Consider the following 23,712-nt stretch of genomic DNA (forward strand, 5'->3'; position numbering starts at 1 on the left):
CCCGGCCGAGTGGAAGGTGCAGGAAAAGCAGAAAGCCTGGCCCGAGCCCTAATGGCTCGGGCCAGGCCTGCCAATAGGCGGCGTTCGACAGGGACGGGCGGATTTCATGAGGTTCGAACGGCAAGTCGGTTTCAGGGCATGGCAGTCGCCGGCCGGCGAACGTGAGCGCTATGCGAGTGCGCAGACGAAGCTGGGCGAGGCCGTGCTTCTCCGGGGGCGCGCGGTGCAGGGTGGGGTCGAGGCGCAGTGGAACGGATGGGAGGAGTGGGTGATCACGCTCGCAGGAGCCGAACTGGTCGTCCTGCGCGACATCGCCGTTCCGGGCATCGCGGCACGACGGAGGGTCTCGAAAGCGGTTCACGGCACTCTCGGCGGCGCTGAGCTGAAACTCTCCGGTCGGCGCACGCTGAGGCCCAGCGGTCGGTACGTCGTATTCGAAACCCCGGGCCGATCCATCAGCTTCAGACCTCACGGGCTCGGCGTGAGAGTGCTGGACGGGCAGGAGAATCTCCTCGCACAGCGGATCTCGGGGCAGTGGCAGGAGACAGTGCCTTCCGAGGACGCCATCGGCGCCATCTGCGCTTTCGAGTGGGGAGGGCTGGACCACTTCATGGATTCGCCGCTCATGGCCGTGTTGTAGCCATCCCCTGACAGCTCCCGCAAGGCGGAAACAGCAGGAGCGATGGGTTAGGTCCGGTCCGCCCGACAGCTCCGCCGCCTGGAGGTTTCATGGTTGATCGTGAACTCTGCGGGTCGAACAGGCACCTCGTCGTCAAAGTTGAACCGTTGGACGGTCCGATCCACGCTGTGTCATGGTGGGGTGCGTTGAAGTACGGCCTCGTAGGCGTCGGATTCATGGCCGCTCTCTCAGCCATCCTGTTCGCGGTCGCCAGCGTGGCTCCCGGAGTCTCCGTCATCACCATTTCGCTTGGCTTGCTGATCGCGTGTTCGGCCATTTTTTTGGTGGCAGGGCACAAATTCTCATGCGCGGCCAAGAAGTCGCTGATGACAATCTTTGGCTGGCGGCAGTCCATCTGACGGCCTTGAGGCGAGGATTCGGGAGCACGGTGTGCCAGGAAGGAAGTTTCTGACCTCGAACTCCACAAGTGATCTACTGGAACAACGCGCTGCCGTGGAGGGGATCGTCCTCCGTGGCAGCGCCGCCTGGTCGTTCCGACGGGAGGGGCGTGGTTGGGTTTGAAGTCCGAGACGACGGCGAGCGGTTGGTTCTCCAGCCCGTGGCTGGTTCTTCACGTCATTGTCGGAATGTTTCTCGCTGTCCTGGGCATCGGCATGACCTTCGAGACGGACCCCTTCGGCGCTGTCTTCTACATCGTGTGTTGCGCGCTGCCAGGGCTCTGGCTCCGGGTACGAGCGCCGTTCGCACCGACCGGGGTCGTCTATCACGGGGTCGCCAGGACTGTCCGGATTCGCTGGGACGAGGTGGAGAGCGTCCAGCTCGACGTGGTCAGCGGTGCCGTCTTCGAATCGTTCTGTCCGGGGGCAAGCTCTCGTCGGGCAAGGAGGTGACCTTCCAGGCGCTCGCAGGGTTTGGGCGGAGCAACCGCAGGGTCGCTCGGGCGATGGCGCTCATGGAGCGTGCGTTGGCCGAGCACCGCAAGGCCGGCGTGTGAGCGCCGGGCCAATCTTCAGCTTGGGGGATACCGATGCCCTTGAGGCGTACCATCTCGGCCGGCCTCGGCACGATCGGCGCATTGGCATTGAGCGGCTGCTTCATGTCGGACCCGGAGCCGCCCTACCTCGGCTTCCGGGTATCCACGGGACAGGTCGAGGTGTTCGTTCCGCTCTGCCAGGGTGAATCGATCACTGAGATAAGCGGCGCTGATGTTACCGGCAAGCGTCGGGAGCTGTTCACTGCCGCACGCCCGACGGTGCCCGAAGCGGGCGTTGGGAGGGTCGTGGTCCTGGGAGCGTCGGACTCCGGGCACTCGGCCTGGGTGCCGACAGGATTCGCCGAGCGGAAGGTCCATGAGGAGGTGCCGGCCCTTCCGAAGCTCCTGGAAGTCAGCTACCGATCCGCTCTCGCCGATTCGGCGGGAGTGGTCGACACGGAGAAGGCCGCGGACGTCCAGACGCCCGGTCAGTACTGGACCCGCAAGGGAGCCCGTACGGCCGAGCAGATCAGCCGCCAGCTCAAGTGCAACGCCACGCGGTAGTACTGAGCAGCGAACCGGTCGGGCTGGAGATCCGGTCCGCCCGACAGCGCCGTCGTCCGGAGGTCTCATGGTTGATCGCGAACTCTGCGGGTCGAACAGGCACCTCGTCGTCAAGGCCGAACCGTTGGACGGTCCGATCCATGCCGTTTCATGGTGGAGTGCGCTGAAGTGCAGCCTTGCAGGCATAGGATTCATGGCCGCTTTCTCGGCCTTCCTGATCGTGGTCGCCGGCGTGACTCCCGGAGTCTTCGTCATCACCCTTTCGCTGGCCCTGTTGGTCGTATGCTCAGCCTGCTTCTTGGTAGCGGGGCACAACTTCTCATGCGCGGTCAAGAAATCACTGGTGACGGTGTTCGACTGGTGGCAGTCCATCTGACGGCCTTGGGGCGAGCAAGCCACTGATCCGGCTGCGTGCGGAACTGAACTGAACGAGAACACTGCCCGGCAGCCGCCCACCGGTCGGCTGCCGGGCAACACCGCTTTCGGCAGAGGGGACGGCGGCATGGCGACGGCGTACAGTCCGGGAGAGGGCCGACCGGTCCCGTTCCCTTGCCAAGGGTCCTTCGTCGGGCTGGACTCGGAGCACTCACCTTCGCGGCGGCGCGAGATCCGGAGGTAGCACGGTGATCCACTCCCGCTCGGCAAGAGCACTCGCAGCGGCCCTGTGCTTCACCGTCCTGGTGGTGCTCAGCCTCTACTGGGTCGGCATGCTGCCCACCGACTCCCTCGTGGGAACCACGGCCCGGGCCGGAGTCGGAGGAATGCTCGCCACGGCGACGATGGCTCTCTTCCGCTATCTCGTGTCCCTCATCCGTACGGGACAGGACGGCGGCGGGGACCCTGAGCCTCCCAACACACCTGGCCTGCAGCCCGGCCTCGGCAGGCATCCGATCGGCCCGCCAGATCCTCCCGGCGAGCAGAACCGGCGACGTTCTGCGGCGAATCGGTTCTGGGCTTGGGACCGGGCCATGGGTGGGCAGCGGCGTCCGACGCGGATCCAGAAATGGGTGGCCCGACACCCGGTCGGCACCGGCCTCTGCACCGCTGTGTTCTTCACCCTCTTCTTCTTGTTGCTGTCACTCCAGGAGCCGAACGCCCTGGTCGCTGTGATCTTCGGGCTGCTCATGGGGCTTGTCTTCGGTCTCACGGCGATCTCGGAGCGGCTCCGGCAGCGTCGCCTCAAGCGTCTGGGAATGTGGGACTGATTCTGAGGGGGTCCGGGACCAAAGGAATGATCTTGTCCCCGGCCCCGGCTGGTGACCGGCCGGCGGTCTGCGCCCGCATGGCACAGGTCGCCGCCCTTCTGTCGGCAGTCGCGTAGGAGCTTCCGGGCCGTCGGCGCTTCTCCGGTGGGGCCGGCGGCGTGGTGTCACCGTGCTGAGGGCGGGACCGTAGCATCGGGGGATGGTTCGAGCGCGTCATGGATCGACGCCGACGGGCAGTTGATCAGTTGGGGGGCAGGAGCACGAGTTCCGGTCCCCCGGCCGCGCGTGATCGGGGAGGCACCGTGGTGGACAAGGCGCTGTGCGGTACGACCGAACACGTGGTCGTCGAGGCCGATTTGAGGAACCGGCGGACCGGCCCTGTTTCCTTGGCCAGGGTCCTCCGCGAGGCCGGACTCGCAATCGTGTGCGTCGCGGGGCTTGCGGCGGTGCTGTTTGTGTTCGTCGGCACCGCACCGGGAATCGGAGTACTCGCCTTCGCTCTGGTGGGGGTGTTGCTCACCTGGATCGTCCTCGTGATCACGGGGCACAGGCCGGGGTGTGCTGCCAAGAAGGCGTTGGTTCTCTTCTTCGGATGGATGGAGTTCGCCTTCTGAGGGCCGCCGCGTTCGGCGGACGTCGCGGCCGGCTGGGCGAGCTCTCCGATACGTCTGGATCGATCGACGCAAGTCATCGGCACCGGCGACCGCCTGTCCGTGGTGGGCGGCGTCGGCCACGACGGTCGCCCGGGCACGATCGACTCCCATCCCATCTGGCTGATCCCCCTGTTGTAGCGATGCGGATCCGAGAGAATGGGATCGAAGCACCCATGGGAGAAGGGGTCGATCATGGACGATCCGGGGCACAGCGGCGAGCAGGACGAGGGTCCCGTCGGGCGACCGCGCTGGGATCCTCTCAGCGATCGACGGTTCCGGGTGGAAGCGCTCGTGATCATTGTCGTGGTCGGAGTCCTCAGCGTGTGGCTCCTGCCCGACGGCCAGAGCCTGACGTCCCTTCCGCTCCTCGGGCTCATCCTCGGATGGCGTGGCAGCGTCCGGAGGAGGAGGAACCGAGAGCCCTGACCGTTCCCGCTCGCCTGCACGCGGCTGCCGAACGTCGGTTTCCGCACCGATCGCACCCACCATCGGACCAGGAGCCGGGCGAGGTCACGACCCACGGGTGCTGATCGGGACTCGGCTGCGGCCGATGCGGGGCCCGATCGGTGTCGCCCCAGGTCTTCCGGGTCATGACGTTGATGACACACCGAGAGCTGTGAAACCGATGTACCTCGACGGCATCGATCAGGTACCGTGCGGGCCATGTCGAGTCCTGAGTCAGACACGGTGGGGGCTTTCGGTCACGCCGTCAGCCCCCTGAACCACTGAGTTCGTAGTCCTGCCGTCTCGCCGCGTTCTGCGGCCGGACGAGTGCGCCCCTGGGTGCTGACCGCGGTGACGAGATGACCTTCTCGTGCTTCTCCTCACCTCGGAGCCATTCGATGCCCCTCCCGCTGTATCTGCTCGCCGTGGCGATCTTCGCCATGGGCACCTCGGAATTCATGCTCGCCGGCCTCCTGCCGGACATCGCCTCGGACCTCGACGTGACAGTCGGGACAGCAGGCATGCTCACCTCGGCATTCGCGATCGGACTGACCGTCGGGGCCCCGCTCATGGCCGGGCTCGCCCGCAACCGGCCCGGACGGTCCAGTCTTCTGGGGTTCGTCCTCGTGTTCCTGGCAGCCCACGTCGTGGGCGCTACCACCTGGAGCTTCCCGGTCCTGGTCGCGACCCGGGTGACCGCAGCACTCGCGTACGCGGGGTTCCTCGCCATAGCTCTGACGACTGCCACCACGCTGGTCTCACCCGACAGGAAGGGGCGCGCGCTCGCCGTACTGTTGTCGGGCACCACCGTGGCCACGATCGCCGGTGTCCCAGGGGGGTCGGTGCTCGGCTCACTGTTCGGCTGGCGGGCCGCTTTCTGGGCCATCGCCGCTCTCTGTCTGCCCGCGACCATCGGCATCGTCCGAGGGATCCCGGCGCGACGTGTGCAGAAGGCCACTGCTGACGGGCCGGCCTTGCGATCGGAACTCGCGCAGCTCAAGAGGCCACGGTTGCTCCTGATCATGCTGCTCGGCGCCATGGTGAACGCGGCAACCTTCGCCGGCTTCACCTTCCTCGCCCCCGTCGTGACCGACACCGCCGGGCTGGGCGAGCTATGGATCTCCGTCGTCCTGGTGCTCTTCGGTGCCGGGTCCTTCGCCGGGGTCACCGTCGCCGGCCGATGGTCCGACCAGCACCCCGGTCCCGTCGTTGCGGTCGGCGGTCCGCTGCTGCTCATCGGCTGGCCGGCCCTGGCCGTGCTGGCCGACAGGCCGGTTGCTCTGCTCGCCCTCGTGTTCGTCCTGGGCGCGCTGTCGTTCGCGCTGGGCAGCACGCTGATCACCCGGGTGCTCTACGAGGCGGCAGCAGCGCCCACCATGGCCGGCTCCTACGCGACCGCCGCGCTCAACGCGGGCGCTGTTGTTGGACCCCTCATCGCCGCGAGAACCCTCAGCACGGCGGCCGGGGACCTCGGCCCGCTCTGGGCGAGCGGACTCCTTGTCCTGGTCACGCTACTTGTCGCGTTCCCCCTGCGCGGTGTGATCGCGGCGGATCGAAGCACCGAGGTGCCCCGGTGACGCATGCGATCGCCCCGTTGAGCATCGAGGGACGACGAAGGCTCGTCGAACGCTGCCGCACCCTCGTCCCGTACGACGGGAAGGGGAACCCGGTGCGGGCCGAGCGCGCGGTGCGTGACGCGGACAGGTCGCGCCGGGCCGCCCGGAACTGACGCCCCTTCGGCCCTATTGGCCGGCGTCGCAGTCCTGGCAGCGGCTCACCGCGGAGCGCTTGAGGTTTCCCGCGGTGGCGTGCAGCGGGCCGGAGTCGGAGAGTCGGCGCCAGGCGCCCGGGGCTGGGTCCAACACCCATCCGTAGACGGGGGGTTGCACGTCGGCCGGGACGATGTGGGGGCAGCCGGGCAGATGGGCCTTCCGGCTGGCGTGGATGATGATCGCCGACGGCGGCCAGCCGTCCCACTCGGCACCGGGAGCACCCGCGGCAGCGGCCCGCGCGGGCGGGGCGCAGTCCGCGCAGTTGCTCAACTCGTGGCGGCAGTAGTCCATCGGTCCTCACTCCGTACGGCTCGCGCCCGAGTCTACGGGCAGCCACCGGCCGGACCGGTTCGAGCCGCCCAGTGGCCGGATCCGGCACTCCTCGCGGGATCCGGGAGCGGTTGAGACCAGTAGTGGGGCTTACCCCTGCTGAGTGCGTTGTTCGGCTACCTGGTGGATACCCGTCGCGCGCCGCCCGCCCCCATATCCGATTCTTCCCTTATGAGACATTATCTTTCATTCGCGGGACGAGCGCTGGTCGCCGGGCTGACCACAGTGGCCGTGTTCCCGGCCACCGCTCTGGCGAGCCCGGACCCCGCTGCGCGGCAGGTTTCGCAGAGCTCCACCTTCACCTTCACCGGGGCGCCTGAACAGGTCACGGTCCCGGAGGGCGTGTGCGAGGTGAGTGTCGACGCGTTCGGGGCCGCCGGAGGGGACGGCCAGTACGGCGTCCCGGGTGGCCGGGGGGCGGAGGTGTCGGCCGTGTTCGACGTGACACCGGGAGAAGTCCTCACGGTGAACGTGGGCGGCGCCGGGCACCCCGGAGACTACAGCGATCCGGAGCACACCCAGGGCGGCTACAACGGGGGCGGCCGGGGCGGCGCCTACATCGCGGACGGTCAGATCGTCGGCATCGCCGCCGGCGGAGGCGGGGGCCGGACCACGGTCGGCACCGGTACGACACCTCTGGTCGTGGCAGGCGGAGGCGGCGGAGGCGGCGCGTCGTTCTTCTCCACCGCCATCGGCGGCGGGGACGCCGGCCAAGCGGGCGAGCCGGGCCAGGGGCTCCCAGGAGACGACGAAGGCAAGCCGGGCAGGCCCGGCGGCGAGGGTGGGCAGGGCGGCATCAACGCACCCCACATCGACCCCAACGGTCAGAATGGCAGCCCGGCCGTCGGACCGGTCGGAGGCGCCGGCGGGAACAGCATCCTCGACCCCCATGGTGGTGCGGGCGGCGGCGGAGGCGCGGGAGCCACCGGGGGCGGCGGCGGGGCCGCGTCCCCCACCTCCTCCAACAGCGGCGCAGGCGGCGGAGGAGGATCCAGCAGCGGCCCCGCGAACGCCGTGTTCGTCACCGGAGCCCGTCAGGGCAACGGCGAGGCCACCCTCACCTGGGTGCCCTGCGCCGTCGTGACCGGCGACGTGACGGTCCTCAAGCAGGACGCCGACACCCAGACCCCCCTCGCGGGTGCCACCTTCCAGCTCTGGGAGGAGACCAACGGCACTCCCGGACTCCAGACCACCGGCACCAATCCCGACACCAGCATCGGCGAGCCCTGCGTGACCGGCACGGACGGTACCTGCGCCCGCAACGTTCCCGTCGGCACCTACTACTGGGAAGAGACCCAAGCCCCGGCCGGCTACCTGCTCCCCGACGACCGTGTCTTCGGCCCACTCGTCCTGACCGTCGACAACGCCGCCGGCGGCGTCAGCATCACCGCCGACGACACCGCGAAGCCGCACTGCCACGGTCACCACGGCGACCACGGCGACCACGGCGACCACGATGACTACGACACACCCGAGCCCCCCGGCCACGGCGACAACGACAGCTGACCGCGACCCACACCACACATCCACTCGCGGAGCGCCAGGCCACAGCAAGACACCACCGGTCCTCGCGCTCCGCGCATTCGCGCGCGGTCGCAACCCATGGCCAACGGGCGTCGGCCCTACTCACTCGTCCTGTCCCAGCCCTGTCGGGCCGCGTAGCGGAAGCTCGCGCGTCGCATCAAGTGGACGACGCAGGCCTGCGTGATGGCCTGCGACCAGGCCGTCCCGATCGCGTCGGGCAGCCGGCCAGGGGCGGGACATGGTGACACCATCCCAAGTATCAGGCGCGACATATCACATGACTTCACAGCCCCTACTGCCGCTCCCCGAAGATAGAGAACCTCGCTGGTCGCCGCTGACCGCCACGGTCACGGCGCCGGTCACCTGTTGAGTGCGCGTCGGGTAGGCCGGGGACGTCCGGCCGGGCCGGCCGTCGGAGACTGACCGACCCTCCTCCCGTCCGGCTCGCGCCCGGGCCCACGGGCGCGAGCCGGTCCGGCGGGGCCGGACGGCGTTCGGGCACCCGTCGCACCGCGGGTCGGTCGGCGCGTCGCGCTCAAGGACGCACGCCGGGCGGGTTCACGGAACCTCCTGCGGGCTCGCCGTGGCCGCCGAGCGTTCGATGGCGGCGAGCAGCCGGTGGTACCGCAGGCCGTCCGCGAAGTCGGGGTCCGGTCGGCGCCCCTCGGCGATGGCGGCGGCGACGTCCCGGTAGAGGGCCGCGATGTGGGCGGGCGTGCCCGCCGGGACGCTCGCCGGTACGGTCCGGTAGGAGTCGGGCACCGCCAGGAGTTCGCCGTCGACCCGGATCTCCCAGTCGCCCCAGTGGATGTACGCCGCCCCGTCCGCGGGGGTGGCGGTGAGGGTGCCGGTGCTGCCCGCGAGCTTGAGCAGGAACCCGTCCGCGGCACGCGCGTGGCCGCCGTGGATGGTCGCCGACGCGGCGGCGCCGCCCTCCAGCAGTCCGTGCAGCAGCACCTGGTCGGGCGTCCCGTTGGCCTCGGTGCGCTCCGCGCCGTCGACCCGGACGCGTTCGTGCAGGCGCGGGAGTCGGGCCGAGACCTCGGTGAACCGGCCCGCGACCCGCTCCAGGGTCGCCAGGAAGTGGCCCGCCATGATCGTGAGGATGGAGTTCCCGGCGGCGGCGTCGAGGCTCCAGGCCAGGTCGGCCGGGATACTGGTGCCGCCGAACGGGTCGCCCGCGGCGATGAGCGCCGCCGATTCGAGCGTGCCGATCCGGCCCGCGGCGACCAGGTCGGCGACGAACCTGACACTCGGGGAATGGTGGCCCTGGAGGACGACCGCGTGGCTCACGCCCGCGGCCTCGGCGGCGGCGGTGAGTTCGCCCGCCTCCTGTTCGCTGACGGCCAGCGGCCACTCGGACACGACGTGCTTGCCCGCCTCCAGCGCGGCGCGGATCACCGCCGCGTGCCGGGTCACCCGCACCGAGACGACGACCAGGTCGACGTCCGGGTGGGCGGCGAGCGTGGCGGCGTCGGCGAAGGCGTGCGGGACGCCGTGTGCCTTGGCCACGCGGTCGGCGCTGGCCTGGTTGGTCGTCGCGACCGCGGTCACCTCGTACTCGGGGAGTCCCGTGAGCGCGGGCAGGTGCGAGCCGTCCGCCCATCCGCTCGCCCCGACCACTCCGACTCGGATCATGTTGTACCCCCTAGTTGTGTACCTATCGGTAAGAAACTAGGACGGGGTCGGGCGCGGGCGCAAGGGGTAATGTACCGATAGGTAAAAAACTTTCCGGGGAGCACGGAGGACACCATGCCCGGCGGACGCCCACGCTCGTTCGACGCCGACACCGCCCTCGACCGGGCCCTTGAGGTCTTCTGGCGGCAGGGCTACGAGGGCACCTCGCTGACCGACCTCACCACCGCCATGGGCATCAACAAGCCCAGCCTCTACGCGGCCTTCGGCAACAAGGAGGAACTCTTCGGCAAGGTCCTCGCCCGCTACCTCGAAGGCCCCGGCGGCTACACCGCCGCCGCACTGGAGGCGCCCACCGCCCGCGAGGTCGTCCGGCTGCTGGTCCACGGCGCCGTCGACCTCACCACCGGCCAGGAGACGGCGCACGGCTGCCTGTGCGTCAAGAGCGTCCAGGCCGGGGGGCCCGACGGCGCACCGGTGCGGCGCGACGCGGTCGCGGCGCGCAAGGCCGGGGAGGCGGCGCTACGCCGCCGGCTGGAACAGGCGGACGACCTGCCGCCCGGCCACGAGCCGGCCGACCTCGCCGTACTCGTCCACACCGTCTCCGACGGCATCGCCGTCCAGGCCGCCGCCGGGCGCACCCGCGAGGAGCTGACCCGGGTCGCCGAGTCGGCCCTGCGTGCCCTGTTCGACTGAACGGGCCCGGCCTCGGCGAGGCGGTGCCCCGGCTGCGGAGGTCGCGCGGCGAAACCCGCTTGGCAGACCGCCGCGATCACTGCTAGCTTTCCGGAGGCCGTGCGAGAGAAAGAGGAGGTGGGACCCGTGAACGCAGTATCGACATGGGCGCTCCCCTCCGGGGCCACGGTCGGGCGATAGGTCGTCCGGGAGCGCCGTTCCAGAGCACTCCCGAAAGGCACGACCGTGCACTTCACTTCCGAGAACCTCCTCGACGACGGCGTCCTCGAACGCGAATTCACCCTCGGCGAGATCCCCGGCATCCTGTGGACGCCCGGATCCGCCTCCGCGTCCGCGCCGGCCCCGCTGATCCTGATCGGCCTTCCTCCGCTCGGACTGCGCACGATGTACCCCCGGGTGGCCGGGCGGGCCCGGTACTACGCGGCGGAGTACGGCTTCGCCGCGGCCACCATCGAACTCCCCGGCAGCGGCGACCGGCCCCGTTGGGACGCAGCCGAGCAGGCTCGCGCCGACCTGCGCCGGGTGATGCAGGCGGGCGAGCCGGTCACCGACGAGATCGTGGACGCGCTCGTCCTCCCGCTCGTCGACAGGGCGGTCCCGGAATGGCGGGCCGCCCTGGACGCCCTGCTGTCGCTGCCGGAGACCGGCGGCCCGGTGGGGTACGAGGGAGGCGTGATCTCCATCGGCGTCCGACTGGCGGTGGTCGAGCCGCGCATCGCGGCCGCCAACCTGTTCGCCGGGAGCTTCGTGCCCACCGCGATCGTCGAGGACGCCCGCCGGGTCACCGTCCCGTTGCAGGTCCTCCTGCAGTGGGACGACGAGGGGAACGACCGGCAGGCGGCACTGGACCTGTTCGACGCGTTCGGCTCCGAGCAGAAGACGCTGCACGCCAATACGGGTGGGCACACCGGCGTCCCGCACTTCGAACTCGACGCGGGCGCCCGCTTCTTCGCCCGGCACCTGAAGTGATGCCGGGCCGTCGGGCCGCCGGCGCCGGACGATAGACGCCGCCGGCCCTACCGCGTGGGGCCCATGCCGATTCGGCATGGGCCCCACGCGGTGAGATGACGTCGGACGGCGGCGAAGGCCGACCTGGATCGGGCGCGCACGGGTGCGTCGACCCAAGGTGGGTAGAGGCTCTGAAGGCTCCCGGCGCGGGTGGGCCATGGGGAGGGAACGGGTGTGGAACTCCGGCCTGTTGAGAGCCGCAGGGCATGGCGAAATCCGGTGAAGTCGCGGCGGGCGGCCGCGGAACTGGACTCGCCGCTGGGAAGGATCACCGTCTTCAGAGGGCCGGCCGGTCCCCCGGTGTCGCTCGGGGGCGCCGTCGAGCGCTGGGAGTTCGTGCTGGACGGCACCGAGATCCTCTCGGTGGACGGCATGGGCCCGCCGGGCTACGCGGCCCGGCGCCATGTTAAGGGCGGGGTCGAGGTCTCCCTGCTCGGCGTGAAGGGACGCCTCACCCGCCGGCGCACCCTCGGGCCGCGAGGCCGGTTCGTCAGGCTGGAGGCCGGTGACACCGTGTTCGTCGCCAGGGCGCGATTCCCGCGGAACCGTGTCGTGGACTCCTCGGGTGCCGAGCTCGCGGACTTCACCGGACCCGTATGGCACTTCCGCGCGCCCGAGCGCGGTGTCGTCGCGTTCGCGGCCCTCGTTGTCGCGGCGGACCTTGAGGTGACGCTGACCTCGCCGTTGTTGGAGATCTTCTGAGCCGAGCCCCGACCGGGAAGCCGGTCGGGGCACGCGCGGTGAGCTTGCGTCGGACGGAGTCGAATGGCCGCCGGCCCGGGTCAGAGAGGGCTGAGAAGGCAGAACTCGTTGCCCTCCGGGTCGGCCAGAACCGTCCAGGAGACCGCGGACCGGTCGAAGTCGCCGGGGTCGGTGGCACCCAGGGCGCGCAGTCGGGCCGCTTCCGCCTCCGGGTCGTCACCGGGGTAGGGGCGGACGTCGAGGTGGACGCGGTTCCACCCGCTCTTGGTGTCGGGGGTGCGGACGAACTCCAGGTAGGGGCCGACGCCCGCAGCGGACCGCATGGTCGCGGTGTCGTCAGTGACCTCGTGCACCGTCCAGTCCATCGCCTGGCCCCAGAACCGGGCCATCTCCCGCGGATCGGCGCAGTCGACCACCACCGCAGCGATCGGCCCGGTGCTCCGGTAGACCGGGCGGGGCTCCAGGACGCAGAACTCATTGCCTTCAGGGTCGGCCATGACCGTCCAGGGGACGTCGCCCTGACCCACGTCGGCGAGCCTCGCGCCGAGAGCCTTCAGACGCGCGACCAGCTCCGCCTGATGGGCGGTCGAGGTGGTGGCCAGATCGATGTGCACCCGGTTCTTCACCGTCTTGGGCTCCGGGCGGGCGACAATGTCGATGCAGACGGCCACGGGGTCGGGGTAGGCGAAACCCACGGGTTCGAGGTTGGTCACGCCGGGTCCCTCGCTGTCGACACCCCAGCCGAGGGCCTCCGCCCAGAACCGGCCGAGGGCGGCGTCGTCCTGGGCCTTCATGTTGATCTGCACGAGTCTTGTTGCCATACCGAGGATCCTAGGAGCCGTCATCGGCCCAGGCCAACGCGATTTGGATGCGCCCAGACCGCCGTGGCCCGACCATTGGAGGCCGATTCGGCAGAGGCACTCACGCGGCGCGCACGTCCCTGTCGGCGCGCTGTCCGTAACACGCCGCCCGGGGTCGTGAACATCCCAACCCCCTGGGATGGGCATGTCATTCGTAGGCGAGGAATAATCCGGTGACGTGCCGGGCACGCACTGTCATTGGCCTGGCAGCCCGACCACCTGGAGGTTCCCTGTGGAAGCTGTCTCGCGGCACCACCTTCGCCGACGTCTGGCCGCATTGGCCACCCTGACCGCCACCCTCGCCGGAGTCAGCGGCCTCGCCGCGGGCGCGGCACATGCCGACCCGCTGCCCCGGCCGCCGTCCGACACCTGCAACCCGAACCTGGAGACGATCTGGCAGGACGTCGTCAACGTCCGGGTCACCCCCACGGTCACGCACTGGGCCGTCATCTCCATCGCGCCCGGCACCACCGGCACCTTCACGGAGACGCTCTCCGAGGTCGAGAGCGTCAGCACCACCTACAACAACTCGGTGGAGATCAACGCGTCGGCGGGCATCCTGTTCGCCAAGGTCTCGGCCAAGATCGGCTGGTCGGTGCAGAGGACCACGGCCAGCACCCACAGTTGGTCGCAGACGCTCACCGTGAACATCAACCGGCCCGGTGACTACGGGATGTTCAAGGGCACCAACAAGGTCGAAGGCGATTTCGTCCGCTACCAGTGCGCCCGGACCGGCCCGAGCACAGGTGTCTGGGTGAACACCCTGCCCGGCGGCACGAGCACCTATCTGACGTTCGACGCCGAGGTCAAGGGCTCCATCGCCTGCGACAGCACCGTCACCCCGGGCAGCGTCCAGGATCTGGCCCGGCGCAGGCTGCAGTGCCCGTGAGCACGGTCACCCGCCCCGCCCGCGCCCTCGCCGCGCTGGTACTCGCCTTCGCCAGCGCCCTGTTGCTACTCGCGGCCCCGCAGGCCTCGGCGGCCGGTTCCCTGCCGGGCCCGGGCGGCACGGTGTGCGACCCGTCCACGGTCCGGTTCCAGAGCCCCTACGACGACTGGGGCAAGCCGTCGGATCCCCGTGTCTTCCCACGGCCGATACAGAAGTACGGTCCGACCTATCTCTCCAGCCACCCCTACAAGAAGTCAGACCCGGACCGGCCGTTCCGCCGCCACCAGGCCGAACTGCTGACCACCGACTGGGAGGGGAGCACCAGTTGGTACATCTGCCGGGGTGAGGGGCCGGCCGTCTACCTCATGCCCTGGCCCGCTTTCGACTGCCTCACCGTCACCGATCCGGTGGCGAGCCCCAACGCCGAAGTCACCGTCGACCCGTGCGTCGATATCCAGGGCCGGGGACTCAAGTTCCGCATCCACACCAACGAGGCGGGCTGGTCGGTGATCCAGGACGATCGCTGGGGATACTTCCTCGACGCCGTCCGGACCACCTACCGGGACGAGGTCTACGGATCGGTGTTGATCTACACCCTCAAGCTGTCCGCCGACAACGCCCTGGCGTTCCGGATGGTCTGAGCCGCCCTGCGGGCGTGTCCACGGTGGTGCCCCGGTTACGGTGGCGCGGCACACCCCGAGCAGCGGGCCCCGACCGGGAAGCCAGCTGCTGTTGGTCGATTGCGAGTGATCGGTGGGTGACGCCGGTCTCCGAGACTCGTCCCGGAGACCGGCGTCGGTCGTGCCCACCTCACCGCCACCCCCGTCCTGACCAGGTAATCAACACCTCCCGCTCAGTGGGGGAAGCTCAGTTCGCAGGCCCGGACCAGCCTCAACCCTGACGGCGGGTGGACGGTCGTCCAACGCGGTCCCGTCCGCCTGTGGGACCGGGTGGAACGAGCCGTACAGCGCTGGCAGGCCGCCGGCGAACCCCATCAGGACCGGTTCGGGATCACGGTCTCGGCTGCCGGCCAGCGCGTCCGGCTCGGCGCCGAGGACGGCCCCGGGTGGGACCTGCCGATCTGACGCACGCGGGCCCTTGGGTCAACATCGTGCACCGCCCTGTCCGGTGGCCGGACAGCAAGACGCCCCGTTCGGCCGAGCACCCGGCGGGGCGCTGTCGTTGGTGCTGACCTGCGGCTGTTCTGGGGTGACCCCGCAGGGACGCCAATTGGGTGGCGTGCGGCTGCCGGTGCCCGTCATGCTGGCCGCGTGGCCGATCGAGCGAACTTTGTCGTTGTCCGCGAGAGCGGCGAGTACGAGCTGTACCTCGACCGCTGGGGTGCGGTGGGCCTTGATCTCGACCTGCTGGCGGGGCCTGCCGAGACGCTCTCGGCGGTCCGGAGTCTGGGGGCGGACGGCTGGTGGCTGGACGACGTGTACTGCCAGGGAGCCGCGCTGATCGACCTCGGCCGGAAGGTGCTGCTGCTGTTCGCCTGGGAGGGGCCGAGCACCGTGATGCGGTACCGGGCCGCGACCCTGGAACTGCTGCGGGACGCGTGGCCGGGGTGGGATGTGCGGTGGATGTACGACGGCCCCGCCGAGCTGCGGACCTATCTGGGACTGGACCCGGAGCCTGTGCGTGATCGCGGGCGGGACACTTTTCGAGGAGCGGTGCTGGAACCGGGGCACGAGGAGCTGTTGGACCCCGAGCCGACGGTCATCGTGGTGACCGTCGGCTCGGAGCACTGCTACGTGGTGGCGAACGTCTCCGACCACCCGGTCCGGGAGGGCGCCGCACTGCTCGACCGGCTGCGGGGCGGCCCCGAACACGGGCTGTGCACGGTGCCCGCCGATGCCGGCCTCCATATCGATCCGCTGCGGCGCCGGGTGGGGTGGTGGGCGCTCGGGGCGACGGCCGAAGCGTACGAGATGGCGGAGCGCTGGCCCGGCTGGACCGTGGAGTTCTGGCAGGACTCCTGGCAGGAGCACGTCCGGCTGGCCCCGGACCGGTTCCGGCCTCCGCCGGTCGACCGTGAACGCGCCCTGGCGGAAGTTCGGGCAACTGCCGCACGACGCCGGTAGCGCGGCACTCCGATGAGCCGGCCCCGACCGGGAATCCGGTCGGGGCCCGTGCGGTGCGCTTGGGTCAGACGGTGCCGAACTCGCCCGCCTGCACACCGGCGACGAACGCGCGCCAGGCGGAGGCAGGGAAGACGAGGGCCGGACCCTGGGGGTCCTTGGAGTCACGGACGGGGACGGCACCGGGGAGGCTCGCGGAGACCTCCACGCACTCACCGCCATTGGTGGAGAACGACGACTTGAACCAGGTGAGATCGGGGCTCATGAGGCTGCATCCCTTCGATCGTCAGAGGATGTCGAACTCGCCTGCCCGAACGGCCGTGAGGAAGGGGTGCCAGGCGGGGGCGGGAAAGAGGAGAGCGGGACCGTCGGGGTCCTTGGAGTCGCGGACGTGAACGGTGGTGAGGTGCGGGGTCGCGACCTCGACACACTGGCCACCGTTGTTGCTGTAGGAGCTCTTGCGCCAGTGCACAGGGGTGGAGGCGTTCGGCTTCATGTCGAACACGGTAGCGCGACGCCACAAGCACCGAGCCCCGACCGGGAATCCGGTCGGGGCGCGCTGTGAGACTGAGTCAGACCGTACCGAACTCGCCCGCCTGCACACCGGCGACGAACGCGCGCCAGGCGGAGGCCGGGAAGACGAGGGACGGGCCCTCCGGGTCCTTCGAGTCACGGACGGGGACGGCGCCCGGGAAGCTCGCGGAGACTTCCACGCACTGACCGCCGTTCGTGGAGTGCGACGACTTAACCCAGGATGCGCCAGACAGGTCGAGGTTCATGGGGCTAGCTCCTTTCGAGCCTTGTGGACCAGCGCCAGGGAGGCAGCCTTGGGCAGCGCCTCCACCACCAACTGATCGTACTGCCTCTCCCACGCCCTGACCGTCTCACGGACCCGTTCAAGGTAGCCACGAGCGTGCGACTCGGCGTATCCCACGACCGAACCATCCGGCAGGTCAAGCAAGGTCACCGGCAAGGCAAACGGCAGGTGCTCGCCCAGGGAGAACGGCGCCACCTGAACGGTGATGTTCGGGCGAGAGGCCAAGTCAGCAATGCGGTCGAGCTGCTTCACGCCGTCCGCCGATCGGTCGAGCCAGACAGGTCTCGTCCATCACCAGGTGGATCAGTGGCGGGTTCTTCCGCTCAAAGAGTCGTTGACGGGCCAACACGAACTCGACGCGCTGCTCGGCCTCGGACTGGGTGATCGCCCCGCGCTGTACAGCCGCATACGCCAGCGCCTCCGCATACTCCGGCACCTGAAACAGCCCAGTGACGATCATCATCGAGAATTCGCGGATCCGACGACACTTCGCCTCGCCGTCACCGCCGACGTGACGTGAGGCTGCTCGCCGCCGTCCTCGGCGTCGCCACCCTCTCCACCCTCGCCGCCACGGCCGCCTGCTGGCCCATCCACGACGGACCGCTCGCACCGCAGTTGCTGATATCCGGGCTGATCCTCACCACCGGCATCTGCGCCGGACTGCCCGCCTGCTTCACCCGGCTCTCGCCCAACAGGAGCACCACATGCTTCACCACCTCCCCGCCATCCTCACCACCCCGCCCCGCCGACGCCTCGGCCACCAGGCCCTCATCCTCAACCGCGACGGCGCCGTCCTCCTGATCGGCACCACCTACAAGTCCGGCCTCATCCTCCCCGGCGGCAGCGCCGAAGCCAACGAACTCCCCCACCTCGCCGCCCGCCGCCACACCGAAACCGAAACCGGACTCGTCCTCCCCCTGCGCCGAATCCTCGCCACCGACTACGTCGACGCCCAACTCCTCCCCGAAGGCATCAACTTCGTCTACTGGGGCGGCCACCTCACCCCCGCCCAGGAAACGATCGTCGCCCGCCACCGACCCCCCGCCACCATCACCGCCGTCCACTGGCTCCACCCCCACCAACTCCCCGACGCCATGGCCCCCGACCAGCACCGCCGCACCACCCAAGCCCTCACCGCCCTCACCAACGGCACCCACCTCCCCTTCCTCCTCCGCGGCACCCCCGCCGAATAACCGACCCGAAGCACGCCCGGGGCCCGGAACCGTGTGGTTCCGGGCCCCGGGAACGCTGTGAACACCGTGAAGGCTGCCGAGCGGCCGAGCACCTGCGTGAGCCGATGATCAGCGAGTGGCAGCACTCCGCGGACCTGGGCGGCACGGCCGCCCGTGGTGGTTCAGCGGGTTTCGCGGGCCGCGCGGAGGATGAGGTCGGCGACCGCGGCCGGGTGGGAGACGGCGACCGCGTGGGAGGCGTTGGCGATGGTGACGGTGCGGGCGTGGGCGCGCTCGGCCATCCACTGTTCGGCCTTCGGCGGGATGTTGTAGTCCTGGCCGGCGGTCAGCGCGTAGGAGGGGATGTCCTTCCAGGCTGCCTTCGAAGCCTTTTCCTCCAGGGCGAGGGTGGAGACCGGCCGCTGGGTGGCTGCCATGATCGCGGCCGTGGGAGCGGGGACGTCGGCGGCGAACTGGTGGTGGAACAGGTCCTGCTTGATGGTCAGTTCGGTACCGGTGCCGCCGCCGGGCAGGGGGTAGGAGCTGCTGTTGAGGGTCTCGCCCAGGGTGCTGCCGGGGAACTTGGCGGCCAGCTCACCCGCGCTCTCGCCGACGTTCGGGATGAACGCGGCGATGTAGACCAGCGCCTTCACGTCGGGGTCACCGGCGGCGGCCTGGGTGATCACCGAGCCGCCGTAGGAGTGGCCGACCAGGACCACGGGTCCGTGCACGCCGTCCAGGACGCTGCGCAGGTAGGCGGCGTCGCTGCTCACACCGCGCAGCGGGTTGGCCGCGGCGACGACCGGGTAGCCGTCGTGCTGCAGTCGCTTGATGACGCCGGACCAGCTGGAAGCGTCGGCGAAGGCGCCGTGGACGAGCACGACGGTGGGCTTGGTGCGGCTCGCCCCGGTGTTCTGCGAGGCGGCAGCGCTGCTGCTCGCCGCGGTGGCGGCCAGCAGGGAGCCGGCCGCGGCAGCGGCGAGGGCCACGGTGGTGGCGGACCGAAGCTTTGAACGGGTTTGTGAGGAACGGGACATGACGGTCTCCTTGAAGGCGGTCGCCGGTGACACGGTCCGGCAGGAAGGCGCGGGTGTGCCGCGTTTCGAACCGTGCTGATCAGCGACGGCGGTTGAACGGCCACACCGATGACGGCGGGCCGCCGGTCGAGCTGGGCCGGTCGGCCGGGAGGTGCTGCGCGGTGCGCGGCGTCCGACCATGGGAAGTACGGGGTGTCCGTGGGCGGCCCGGGGGGGAGCCGCACCACCCTGACGTGGCGTCAGGAACCGGTGCGCAGACCGGTGTAGAGGAAACGGCTGGCCTGGTCGACGGCCGCCTCGGCGGCGTTGGTGCCGGCGAGGGCGTCGAGCATGGCGAAGTCGTGGATGATGCCGGGGTAGCGGACGGTGGTGGTGTCGGTGCCGGCGGCGCGGAGCTTCGCGGCGTAGGCCTCGCCCTCGTCCCGCAGGACGTCGGCCTCGTCGGTGATGACCAGGGCCTTGGGCAGGTCCTTCAGCTGGTCGAGGCTCGCGCGCAGCGGGGAGGCGAGGATCTGCCCGCGATCCTTGGCGTTCGGGGCGTAGGCGTCCCAGAACCACTTCATGGCCTTGCGGGTCAGCCAGGGGCCGTCGGCGAACTCCCGGTAGGAGGGGGTTTCGAAGTTGGCGTCGGTGACGGGGTAGAAGAGCACCTGCTCGCGCAGGGCGGGGCCGCCGCGCTGCTTGGCCATGAGCGTGACGGCGGCCGTCATGTTGCCGCCGACGCTGTCGCCGACGACAGCGATCCGGGAGCCGTCGACGTTGATCTCGTCACCGTGCTCGGCGACCCACTTGGTGGCCGCGTACGCCTGCTCGATGGCGATGGGATAGCGGGCCTCGGGCGAGGGCGTGTAGTCGACGAAGACGACCGCGGCCTGGGCGCCGTTGGCGAGCTGGCGCACCAGCCGGTCGTGGGTGTTCTCGTTGCCGAGGACCCAGCCGCCGCCGTGGAAGTACATGACGGCCGGGAGCTTGTCGCTCGCACCGGCGGGGCGGACGATCCGGACGGTCACCTCACCGGTGGGCCCGACCTTGAGCGTCCGGTGAGAGACGTCGGCCGGCAGCTTGTCGACGGGCCCGCTCTGCGCGCTGTCGAGCGCCTTGCGGGCGTCGGCGTAGGACAGCGTGTAGATCGGCGGATTCTTCGCGGCCGCGGTGGCGAACGCCTGGGCGTCCTTCTCCAGCACCGGGGCGGTCGACCTGGCGGACGGAGGGGCGGGTGAGGCCGAGGCGTTGGCGGCGATCGTGGCCCCGGCGACGAGGGCGGCGGCCGCGGCAACGGCGATCTTGCGGTTGAGACGGAAGGGGACGGTGCGCATGGGGAACTCCTGGCCCGGTGGCCACCGGTGGGCGCCACCGGATTTCGAGGTGACGTCAGACCGGAGGGAACTCGCGGCCATTGCTTGTGGGTTGGGCGTGGGCCCCAGATTAGGAACCCTCGTCCGCCCCGCTTGTACACGCGGTGCACTCGTTCCGGCCGGTCCGCGTACTCGTCGCCGGCACCCGTCGGGGCGCTCGTCCGCCCGCCGCCGCCACCTACAATGCGGCCATGACTGGCTTACTACGTCTACGGATCGCGCGCGGAGCCTCCTCGCCCGGTGACCTGCCTCGACGGCTGGGAACGATGACAGCCGTGGCACTCGCGGTGCTGGCGTCGGATCTCATCACCAAGCAGATAGCGGTGACGAACTTCTCGGGGCTCGATCCGACCGAGACACTCGGCGGGCTTCTGAAATTCACGCTGGCCTTCAATTCGGGCGGAGCGTTCTCCATCGGTGAGGGGGAGACCTGGTTCTTCACCGCGGTGAAGATGACGGTCATCGTCCTCATGCTGCTGATATCGCCCCGGATCCGCACGCCCGTCTGGGCGGTCTCCTTCGGGCTGGTGATCGCCGGGGCGGCCGGAAATCTCGCCGACCGGCTGTTCCGGGCCCCCTCCCCGGGGCAGGGGCTCGTCGTGGACTGGATCCAACTGCCGCACTGGCCGGTCTTCAACCTCGCCGACTGCGGCGTGGTCTGCGGGAGCGCCCTGGTGATGTGGACCTTGATGCGCGGCATCCGCCTGGACGGCACGCGCGAGTCCGAGGCGCCGGCCGAGTCGGGCGGGACGGAGCCCACAACGCCCGGGGCCCGGAACCGCGTGGTTCCGGGCCCCGGGAACGACTGAGGACCAGTCGTTCCGGTTTCGCACAGCAGGATCAGCCGCGCGAGCGGCTGATCGGCGACTCTCAACCGGCGGTGTCGGTCGCGGGATCCGGCACCGCCGTGGCCCAGGTCCCCATGGTTTCGAGGACGTCGCGAAGCCCCTCGCCGAGCGGGGTGAGCTCGTACTCGACGCGCGGCGGGATCTCCGCATAGGTCGTGCGGGTGACGATGCCGTGTCGCTCGAACTGGCGCAGCCGGCTGGTCAGGGTGTGCGGGCTGATCCCGGGCAGCGCCTCGCGCAGCTGGTTGAAGCGATGGGGGCCGTGCAGCAGTTCCCGCACGATCAGGGTGGCCCACGGGCCGTTGAGCAGGGTGAGGAACCGGGCGACACCGCACTCCGGCAGACGGGAATCGGTCACGTTGTTGACCGTACCCCGTTAGTGCAGTTGATGTAACTGATGCATCGCATGCACTAATTGCGCCATGACCTACGTGATTCACGGCGCCACCGGCGCCCAGGGTGCCCCCGTCGTCGCCGCTCTCGCCGCCGCGGGCAAGTCCGTGATCGCCCCGACCCGCAAGGCCGACGCCGTCGTGGACGGCGCGCGCGTGGTGGCCGCCGGATACGACTCCGCCGCGGAGCTGACCCACGTCTACCGCGGCGCCGAAGGCGTGTTCGTCCACCTGCCGATGGGCTCCGAGGAGGACCGCCGGACCTATGCGCGCAACGTCCTCGCCGCCCTTCGCGAGGCCCGCCCGGCCCGCGTGGTGTTCTCCACCAGCGGTGCCCCGATCGACCCGGGCACCGGCGGCGCGGCCTCGGAGCTGGTCCGCGGCCTGGCGGACAGCGGGCTGTCGCACGCGGTGATCGAGCCCACGCTGTACCTGGAGAACCTGCTCCTGCCGTTCGTCATCGGCACGGTGCGCGAGCGGGGCGCGCTGCCCTACCCGATCCGCGCCGACTTCCCCGTCTCGTGGGCGTCGCACCTGGACATCGCCGACGCCGTCGTCGCGCTGTTCGACCGCCCGGACGTCACCGGCGTCGTCTCCATAGGCCAGTACCCGGCGGTCACCGGACCGGACCTCGCCGCAGCGTTCGGCACCCACTTCGACAAGGACGTGGTCTTCGAGCCGATCACCCCCGAGCAGTTCCGCGCCTCGGTCGCCCCCTTCATCGGCGAAGGCCCCGCCGCCGGCGTCGCCACCGTCTACGAAGCGCTGAGCGCGCTCCCCGAGCTCTCGATCACGCCCGAGAACTCCGCTCAGAAGCTGCTCGGCGTCACCGCCCGCACCCCCGGCCGGTGGCTGACGGACATCGGCCTCTGACCGGCTGACCACGGCACACCCGGACGGCCGGGCACCTCGCCGGAGGGCCCGGCCGTCCCGCTCCCGTGCGGGACCGCCGGCGCAGCCGCGCCGGGCCGGTGCAGAGGGGGGAACGGGTCGGTGGGCGCGGCGGCTTCGCCGGCCCGGCCGAGGCGGTCGACGCCGAGGCCGCGTTCGAGGCGGCCGAGGTGGAGGCCGACCTGCTGCGGCAGTCCTTGGCGAGCAACAAGCCAATCGGATCGGCGACCAGCGAGAGTTGAAGCCCGATCGCCCGATCGCGGCGTTGGCGTCACGGCCGTGGTGTCCTGGCCGGAGGCAAGACAGGTGGTGGCGAAGGTGTGGGACAGGCGCCGGCGAATGTAAGCGGGCGCCCCGGCGGCCAGGGCGGGTTCGATCCGGCCGACAAGGTCCAGCAGCCGGCCGTGGCCGGGGTGGAAGCGGCCGAGGTCGAACAGCGTGTCCATCCCGGTCACAGCGCTGAACGCCAGGTCCTTGTAGAGGCGGTTGTTCATCTCCCCACGGGCCGCGAACTCCTTCGTCGCCGGGCTGGTGGAGTGGAGCATCAGGTACTCGGCGACGGTTTCGAAGTACAGGTACCCGAGGTAGGGGAGAATCGGAACCGCTGCGGCGAGGGCGTCGATGAACGGCCGGTCCGGGCTCGGTCGGCCGCCGGAGTTGTGCAGGAGGGCGTCGAGGAACGGGGCGGCGACGGCCACCCGGTCGGTGACCGAGCGCACAACGTGCTCGTGCTCGGCCGGAGTCAGGACGTGCCGCTGCGCCTCGTAGGCCCGCAGGTGGACGGGGCCCAGGCGCACGTAGTCGAGGCCGACGGCGGGTCCCGCTCGGTCCGGAGTGATCTCGATGACCAGGGGCGTGCTGCCGCGGCGGCTGTTGAGCGTGTCGCGGCTCGCCAGCAGGTGGGTACCGAGGTTGTGCGGGCGCAGCGCGCCCCCGGGTGCCGGGGTGAGGGGGGAGCCGTAGACGGCACCGACCAGGCAGCCGGTGGAGGCGAGGAGTTGGCCACTGGAGCGGACGGCGTCCAGCGAGCGGGTCAGGTGCAGCAGGTGGACCGGGGCACCGGAGGCGAGAGAGCGGAGCATGGCGTTGTCGCGCAGCAGGTGACCGTTGGGGGTCTGTTCGAGGCGCCGGCGCCAGTCGGCTTCGCTCTCGGCCAGGCCGCGCGGCGTCTGGTTGGCGGCCGGGGCGGTGGTGTGGGCGTGGTCCCAGTCGGGCTCCATCGGT

At 70.3% G+C, this 23,712-nt stretch carries 31 protein-coding genes and 1 pseudogene; 20 read left to right on the forward strand and 12 right to left on the reverse strand.

Features of this window, described 5'->3' with window-relative positions; translation table 11 throughout:
- Positions 1 to 106 precede the first annotated feature (106 nt).
- The 9 genes from ACFVVU_RS16860 (at position 107) to ACFVVU_RS16900 (ending at position 6,208) form a co-directional block, all read left to right on the forward strand.
- Positions 107 to 640: a hypothetical protein gene (locus tag ACFVVU_RS16860; protein ID WP_387790574.1), complete on the forward strand. Its 534-nt coding sequence runs from the start codon at positions 107 to 109 to the stop codon at positions 638 to 640.
- Between the two features lie 89 nt (positions 641 to 729).
- Positions 730 to 1,038, forward strand: a complete 309-nt coding sequence (locus ACFVVU_RS16865; RefSeq protein WP_387790576.1) for a hypothetical protein — start codon at positions 730 to 732, stop codon at positions 1,036 to 1,038.
- Between the two features lie 159 nt (positions 1,039 to 1,197).
- Entirely contained in the window at positions 1,198 to 1,530 is a 333-nt protein-coding gene (locus ACFVVU_RS16870; protein ID WP_387790578.1) for a hypothetical protein, read from the forward strand.
- 143 nt (positions 1,531 to 1,673) lie between these two features.
- Complete coding sequence (locus ACFVVU_RS16875) at positions 1,674 to 2,177, forward strand: hypothetical protein (protein ID WP_387790580.1); 504 nt, start codon at positions 1,674 to 1,676, stop codon at positions 2,175 to 2,177.
- Between the two features lie 67 nt (positions 2,178 to 2,244).
- Positions 2,245 to 2,553, forward strand: a complete 309-nt coding sequence (locus ACFVVU_RS16880; protein ID WP_387790582.1) for a hypothetical protein — start codon at positions 2,245 to 2,247, stop codon at positions 2,551 to 2,553.
- A 307-nt stretch (positions 2,554 to 2,860) separates the two neighbouring features.
- Complete coding sequence (locus ACFVVU_RS16885; protein ID WP_380681386.1) at positions 2,861 to 3,382, forward strand: hypothetical protein; 522 nt, start codon at positions 2,861 to 2,863, stop codon at positions 3,380 to 3,382.
- 305 nt (positions 3,383 to 3,687) lie between these two features.
- Positions 3,688 to 3,996 (forward strand): hypothetical protein, encoded by a 309-nt coding sequence (locus ACFVVU_RS16890; RefSeq protein ID WP_387790583.1) that lies wholly within the window; start codon positions 3,688 to 3,690, stop codon positions 3,994 to 3,996.
- 881 nt (positions 3,997 to 4,877) lie between these two features.
- Positions 4,878 to 6,056 carry a Cmx/CmrA family chloramphenicol efflux MFS transporter gene (locus ACFVVU_RS16895; RefSeq protein WP_387790585.1) on the forward strand — a complete coding sequence of 393 codons (1,179 nt, stop codon included), beginning with the start codon at positions 4,878 to 4,880 and terminating at the stop codon, positions 6,054 to 6,056.
- Positions 6,053 to 6,208 carry a hypothetical protein gene (locus tag ACFVVU_RS16900; protein WP_387790587.1) on the forward strand — a complete coding sequence of 52 codons (156 nt, stop codon included), beginning with the start codon at positions 6,053 to 6,055 and terminating at the stop codon, positions 6,206 to 6,208. Before ACFVVU_RS16895 ends, ACFVVU_RS16900 begins: the two co-directional genes overlap by 4 nt.
- A 13-nt stretch (positions 6,209 to 6,221) precedes the next feature.
- On the opposite strand, the gene ACFVVU_RS16905 is transcribed toward ACFVVU_RS16900, so the two are convergent.
- The gene (locus ACFVVU_RS16905) at positions 6,222 to 6,542 is read right to left on the reverse strand and encodes a hypothetical protein (protein ID WP_387790588.1); all 321 of its coding nucleotides are present in this window, start codon (positions 6,540 to 6,542) and stop codon (positions 6,222 to 6,224) included.
- Between the two features lie 210 nt (positions 6,543 to 6,752).
- Here ACFVVU_RS16905 and ACFVVU_RS16910 point away from each other — a divergent pair, with 210 nt between their 5' ends.
- Positions 6,753 to 8,087, forward strand: coding sequence for a prealbumin-like fold domain-containing protein (locus ACFVVU_RS16910; protein ID WP_387790653.1), 1,335 nt, complete (start codon positions 6,753 to 6,755; stop codon positions 8,085 to 8,087).
- 576 nt (positions 8,088 to 8,663) lie between these two features.
- On the opposite strand, the gene ACFVVU_RS16915 is transcribed toward ACFVVU_RS16910, so the two are convergent.
- Positions 8,664 to 9,743, reverse strand: a complete 1,080-nt coding sequence (locus ACFVVU_RS16915; RefSeq protein WP_387790590.1) for a Gfo/Idh/MocA family protein — start codon at positions 9,741 to 9,743, stop codon at positions 8,664 to 8,666.
- Positions 9,744 to 9,857: 114 nt separating this feature from the next.
- Here ACFVVU_RS16915 and ACFVVU_RS16920 point away from each other — a divergent pair, with 114 nt between their 5' ends.
- The 3 genes from ACFVVU_RS16920 to ACFVVU_RS16930 all read left to right on the forward strand — a co-directional run bounded on the left by ACFVVU_RS16920 (position 9,858) and on the right by ACFVVU_RS16930 (position 12,146).
- Positions 9,858 to 10,436, forward strand: coding sequence for a TetR/AcrR family transcriptional regulator (locus ACFVVU_RS16920; protein ID WP_380689723.1), 579 nt, complete (start codon positions 9,858 to 9,860; stop codon positions 10,434 to 10,436).
- A gap of 225 nt (positions 10,437 to 10,661) precedes the next feature.
- Entirely contained in the window at positions 10,662 to 11,405 is a 744-nt protein-coding gene (locus ACFVVU_RS16925; protein WP_387790592.1) for an alpha/beta hydrolase, read from the forward strand.
- Between the two features lie 339 nt (positions 11,406 to 11,744).
- The gene (locus tag ACFVVU_RS16930; RefSeq protein WP_387790593.1) at positions 11,745 to 12,146 is read left to right on the forward strand and encodes a hypothetical protein; all 402 of its coding nucleotides are present in this window, start codon (positions 11,745 to 11,747) and stop codon (positions 12,144 to 12,146) included.
- Positions 12,147 to 12,226: 80 nt separating this feature from the next.
- Here the strand turns inward: ACFVVU_RS16930 and ACFVVU_RS16935 are convergent, their stop codons facing one another.
- Positions 12,227 to 12,967: a VOC family protein gene (locus ACFVVU_RS16935; RefSeq protein WP_387790595.1), complete on the reverse strand. Its 741-nt coding sequence runs from the start codon at positions 12,965 to 12,967 to the stop codon at positions 12,227 to 12,229.
- Between the two features lie 316 nt (positions 12,968 to 13,283).
- Here ACFVVU_RS16935 and ACFVVU_RS16940 point away from each other — a divergent pair, with 316 nt between their 5' ends.
- The 4 genes from ACFVVU_RS16940 to ACFVVU_RS16955 all read left to right on the forward strand — a co-directional run bounded on the left by ACFVVU_RS16940 (position 13,284) and on the right by ACFVVU_RS16955 (position 15,979).
- Positions 13,284 to 13,895: a hypothetical protein gene (locus ACFVVU_RS16940; RefSeq protein ID WP_387790597.1), complete on the forward strand. Its 612-nt coding sequence runs from the start codon at positions 13,284 to 13,286 to the stop codon at positions 13,893 to 13,895.
- Positions 13,892 to 14,536 (forward strand): hypothetical protein, encoded by a 645-nt coding sequence (locus ACFVVU_RS16945; RefSeq protein WP_387790598.1) that lies wholly within the window; start codon positions 13,892 to 13,894, stop codon positions 14,534 to 14,536. Before ACFVVU_RS16940 ends, ACFVVU_RS16945 begins: the two co-directional genes overlap by 4 nt.
- A 309-nt stretch (positions 14,537 to 14,845) precedes the next feature.
- Positions 14,846 to 14,980: a hypothetical protein gene (locus ACFVVU_RS16950; protein ID WP_387790600.1), complete on the forward strand. Its 135-nt coding sequence runs from the start codon at positions 14,846 to 14,848 to the stop codon at positions 14,978 to 14,980.
- Between the two features lie 186 nt (positions 14,981 to 15,166).
- Positions 15,167 to 15,979 (forward strand): hypothetical protein, encoded by an 813-nt coding sequence (locus ACFVVU_RS16955; protein WP_387790602.1) that lies wholly within the window; start codon positions 15,167 to 15,169, stop codon positions 15,977 to 15,979.
- Between the two features lie 64 nt (positions 15,980 to 16,043).
- Here ACFVVU_RS16955 and ACFVVU_RS16960 read toward each other — a convergent pair whose 3' ends face one another.
- The 5 genes and pseudogenes from ACFVVU_RS16960 to ACFVVU_RS16980 all read right to left on the reverse strand — a co-directional run bounded on the left by ACFVVU_RS16960 (position 16,044) and on the right by ACFVVU_RS16980 (position 17,509).
- Positions 16,044 to 16,241: a DUF397 domain-containing protein gene (locus tag ACFVVU_RS16960; RefSeq protein WP_387790603.1), complete on the reverse strand. Its 198-nt coding sequence runs from the start codon at positions 16,239 to 16,241 to the stop codon at positions 16,044 to 16,046.
- A 21-nt stretch (positions 16,242 to 16,262) separates the two neighbouring features.
- On the reverse strand, positions 16,263 to 16,472 hold the full coding sequence (locus ACFVVU_RS16965; protein WP_387790605.1) for a DUF397 domain-containing protein: 210 nt from the start codon (positions 16,470 to 16,472) through the stop codon (positions 16,263 to 16,265).
- Between the two features lie 76 nt (positions 16,473 to 16,548).
- On the reverse strand, positions 16,549 to 16,755 hold the full coding sequence (locus tag ACFVVU_RS16970) for a DUF397 domain-containing protein (protein WP_387790607.1): 207 nt from the start codon (positions 16,753 to 16,755) through the stop codon (positions 16,549 to 16,551).
- Positions 16,752 to 17,256: pseudogene (locus ACFVVU_RS16975) on the reverse strand (DUF5753 domain-containing protein). The gene ACFVVU_RS16970 and the pseudogene ACFVVU_RS16975 overlap by 4 nt, the downstream one beginning before the upstream one ends.
- A gap of 37 nt (positions 17,257 to 17,293) precedes the next feature.
- Complete coding sequence (locus ACFVVU_RS16980; protein WP_380715220.1) at positions 17,294 to 17,509, reverse strand: hypothetical protein; 216 nt, start codon at positions 17,507 to 17,509, stop codon at positions 17,294 to 17,296.
- Between ACFVVU_RS16980 and ACFVVU_RS16985 the strand changes: the two genes are divergently transcribed.
- Positions 17,498 to 17,986, forward strand: coding sequence for an NUDIX domain-containing protein (locus ACFVVU_RS16985; protein ID WP_380715186.1), 489 nt, complete (start codon positions 17,498 to 17,500; stop codon positions 17,984 to 17,986). The two genes, ACFVVU_RS16980 and ACFVVU_RS16985, sit on opposite strands and share 12 nt — an antisense overlap.
- Positions 17,987 to 18,147: 161 nt before the next feature.
- Here ACFVVU_RS16985 and ACFVVU_RS16990 read toward each other — a convergent pair whose 3' ends face one another.
- Positions 18,148 to 19,002, reverse strand: coding sequence for an alpha/beta fold hydrolase (locus ACFVVU_RS16990; RefSeq protein WP_387790609.1), 855 nt, complete (start codon positions 19,000 to 19,002; stop codon positions 18,148 to 18,150).
- Between the two features lie 239 nt (positions 19,003 to 19,241).
- A complete protein-coding gene (locus tag ACFVVU_RS16995; RefSeq protein ID WP_387790611.1) occupies positions 19,242 to 20,318 on the reverse strand; it encodes an alpha/beta hydrolase in 1,077 nt (358 codons plus the stop codon).
- A 314-nt stretch (positions 20,319 to 20,632) separates the two neighbouring features.
- Here ACFVVU_RS16995 and lspA point away from each other — a divergent pair, with 314 nt between their 5' ends.
- Entirely contained in the window at positions 20,633 to 21,166 is a 534-nt protein-coding gene (gene lspA, locus ACFVVU_RS17000) for a signal peptidase II (protein ID WP_387790612.1), read from the forward strand.
- 61 nt (positions 21,167 to 21,227) lie between these two features.
- Here lspA and ACFVVU_RS17005 read toward each other — a convergent pair whose 3' ends face one another.
- The gene (locus ACFVVU_RS17005) at positions 21,228 to 21,563 is read right to left on the reverse strand and encodes a winged helix-turn-helix transcriptional regulator (protein ID WP_380689689.1); all 336 of its coding nucleotides are present in this window, start codon (positions 21,561 to 21,563) and stop codon (positions 21,228 to 21,230) included.
- A 64-nt stretch (positions 21,564 to 21,627) separates the two neighbouring features.
- Here ACFVVU_RS17005 and ACFVVU_RS17010 point away from each other — a divergent pair, with 64 nt between their 5' ends.
- Complete coding sequence (locus ACFVVU_RS17010; RefSeq protein WP_387790614.1) at positions 21,628 to 22,470, forward strand: SDR family oxidoreductase; 843 nt, start codon at positions 21,628 to 21,630, stop codon at positions 22,468 to 22,470.
- Here the strand turns inward: ACFVVU_RS17010 and ACFVVU_RS17015 are convergent.
- On the reverse strand, positions 22,407 to 23,708 hold the full coding sequence (locus tag ACFVVU_RS17015; RefSeq protein ID WP_387790616.1) for a hypothetical protein: 1,302 nt from the start codon (positions 23,706 to 23,708) through the stop codon (positions 22,407 to 22,409). The genes ACFVVU_RS17010 and ACFVVU_RS17015 overlap by 64 nt on opposite strands.
- Positions 23,709 to 23,712 lie beyond the last annotated feature (4 nt).

Origin of the sequence: Kitasatospora sp. NPDC057965 (assembly GCF_042887135.1) — a bacterium.
Lineage (GTDB): Bacteria > Actinomycetota > Actinomycetes > Streptomycetales > Streptomycetaceae > Kitasatospora.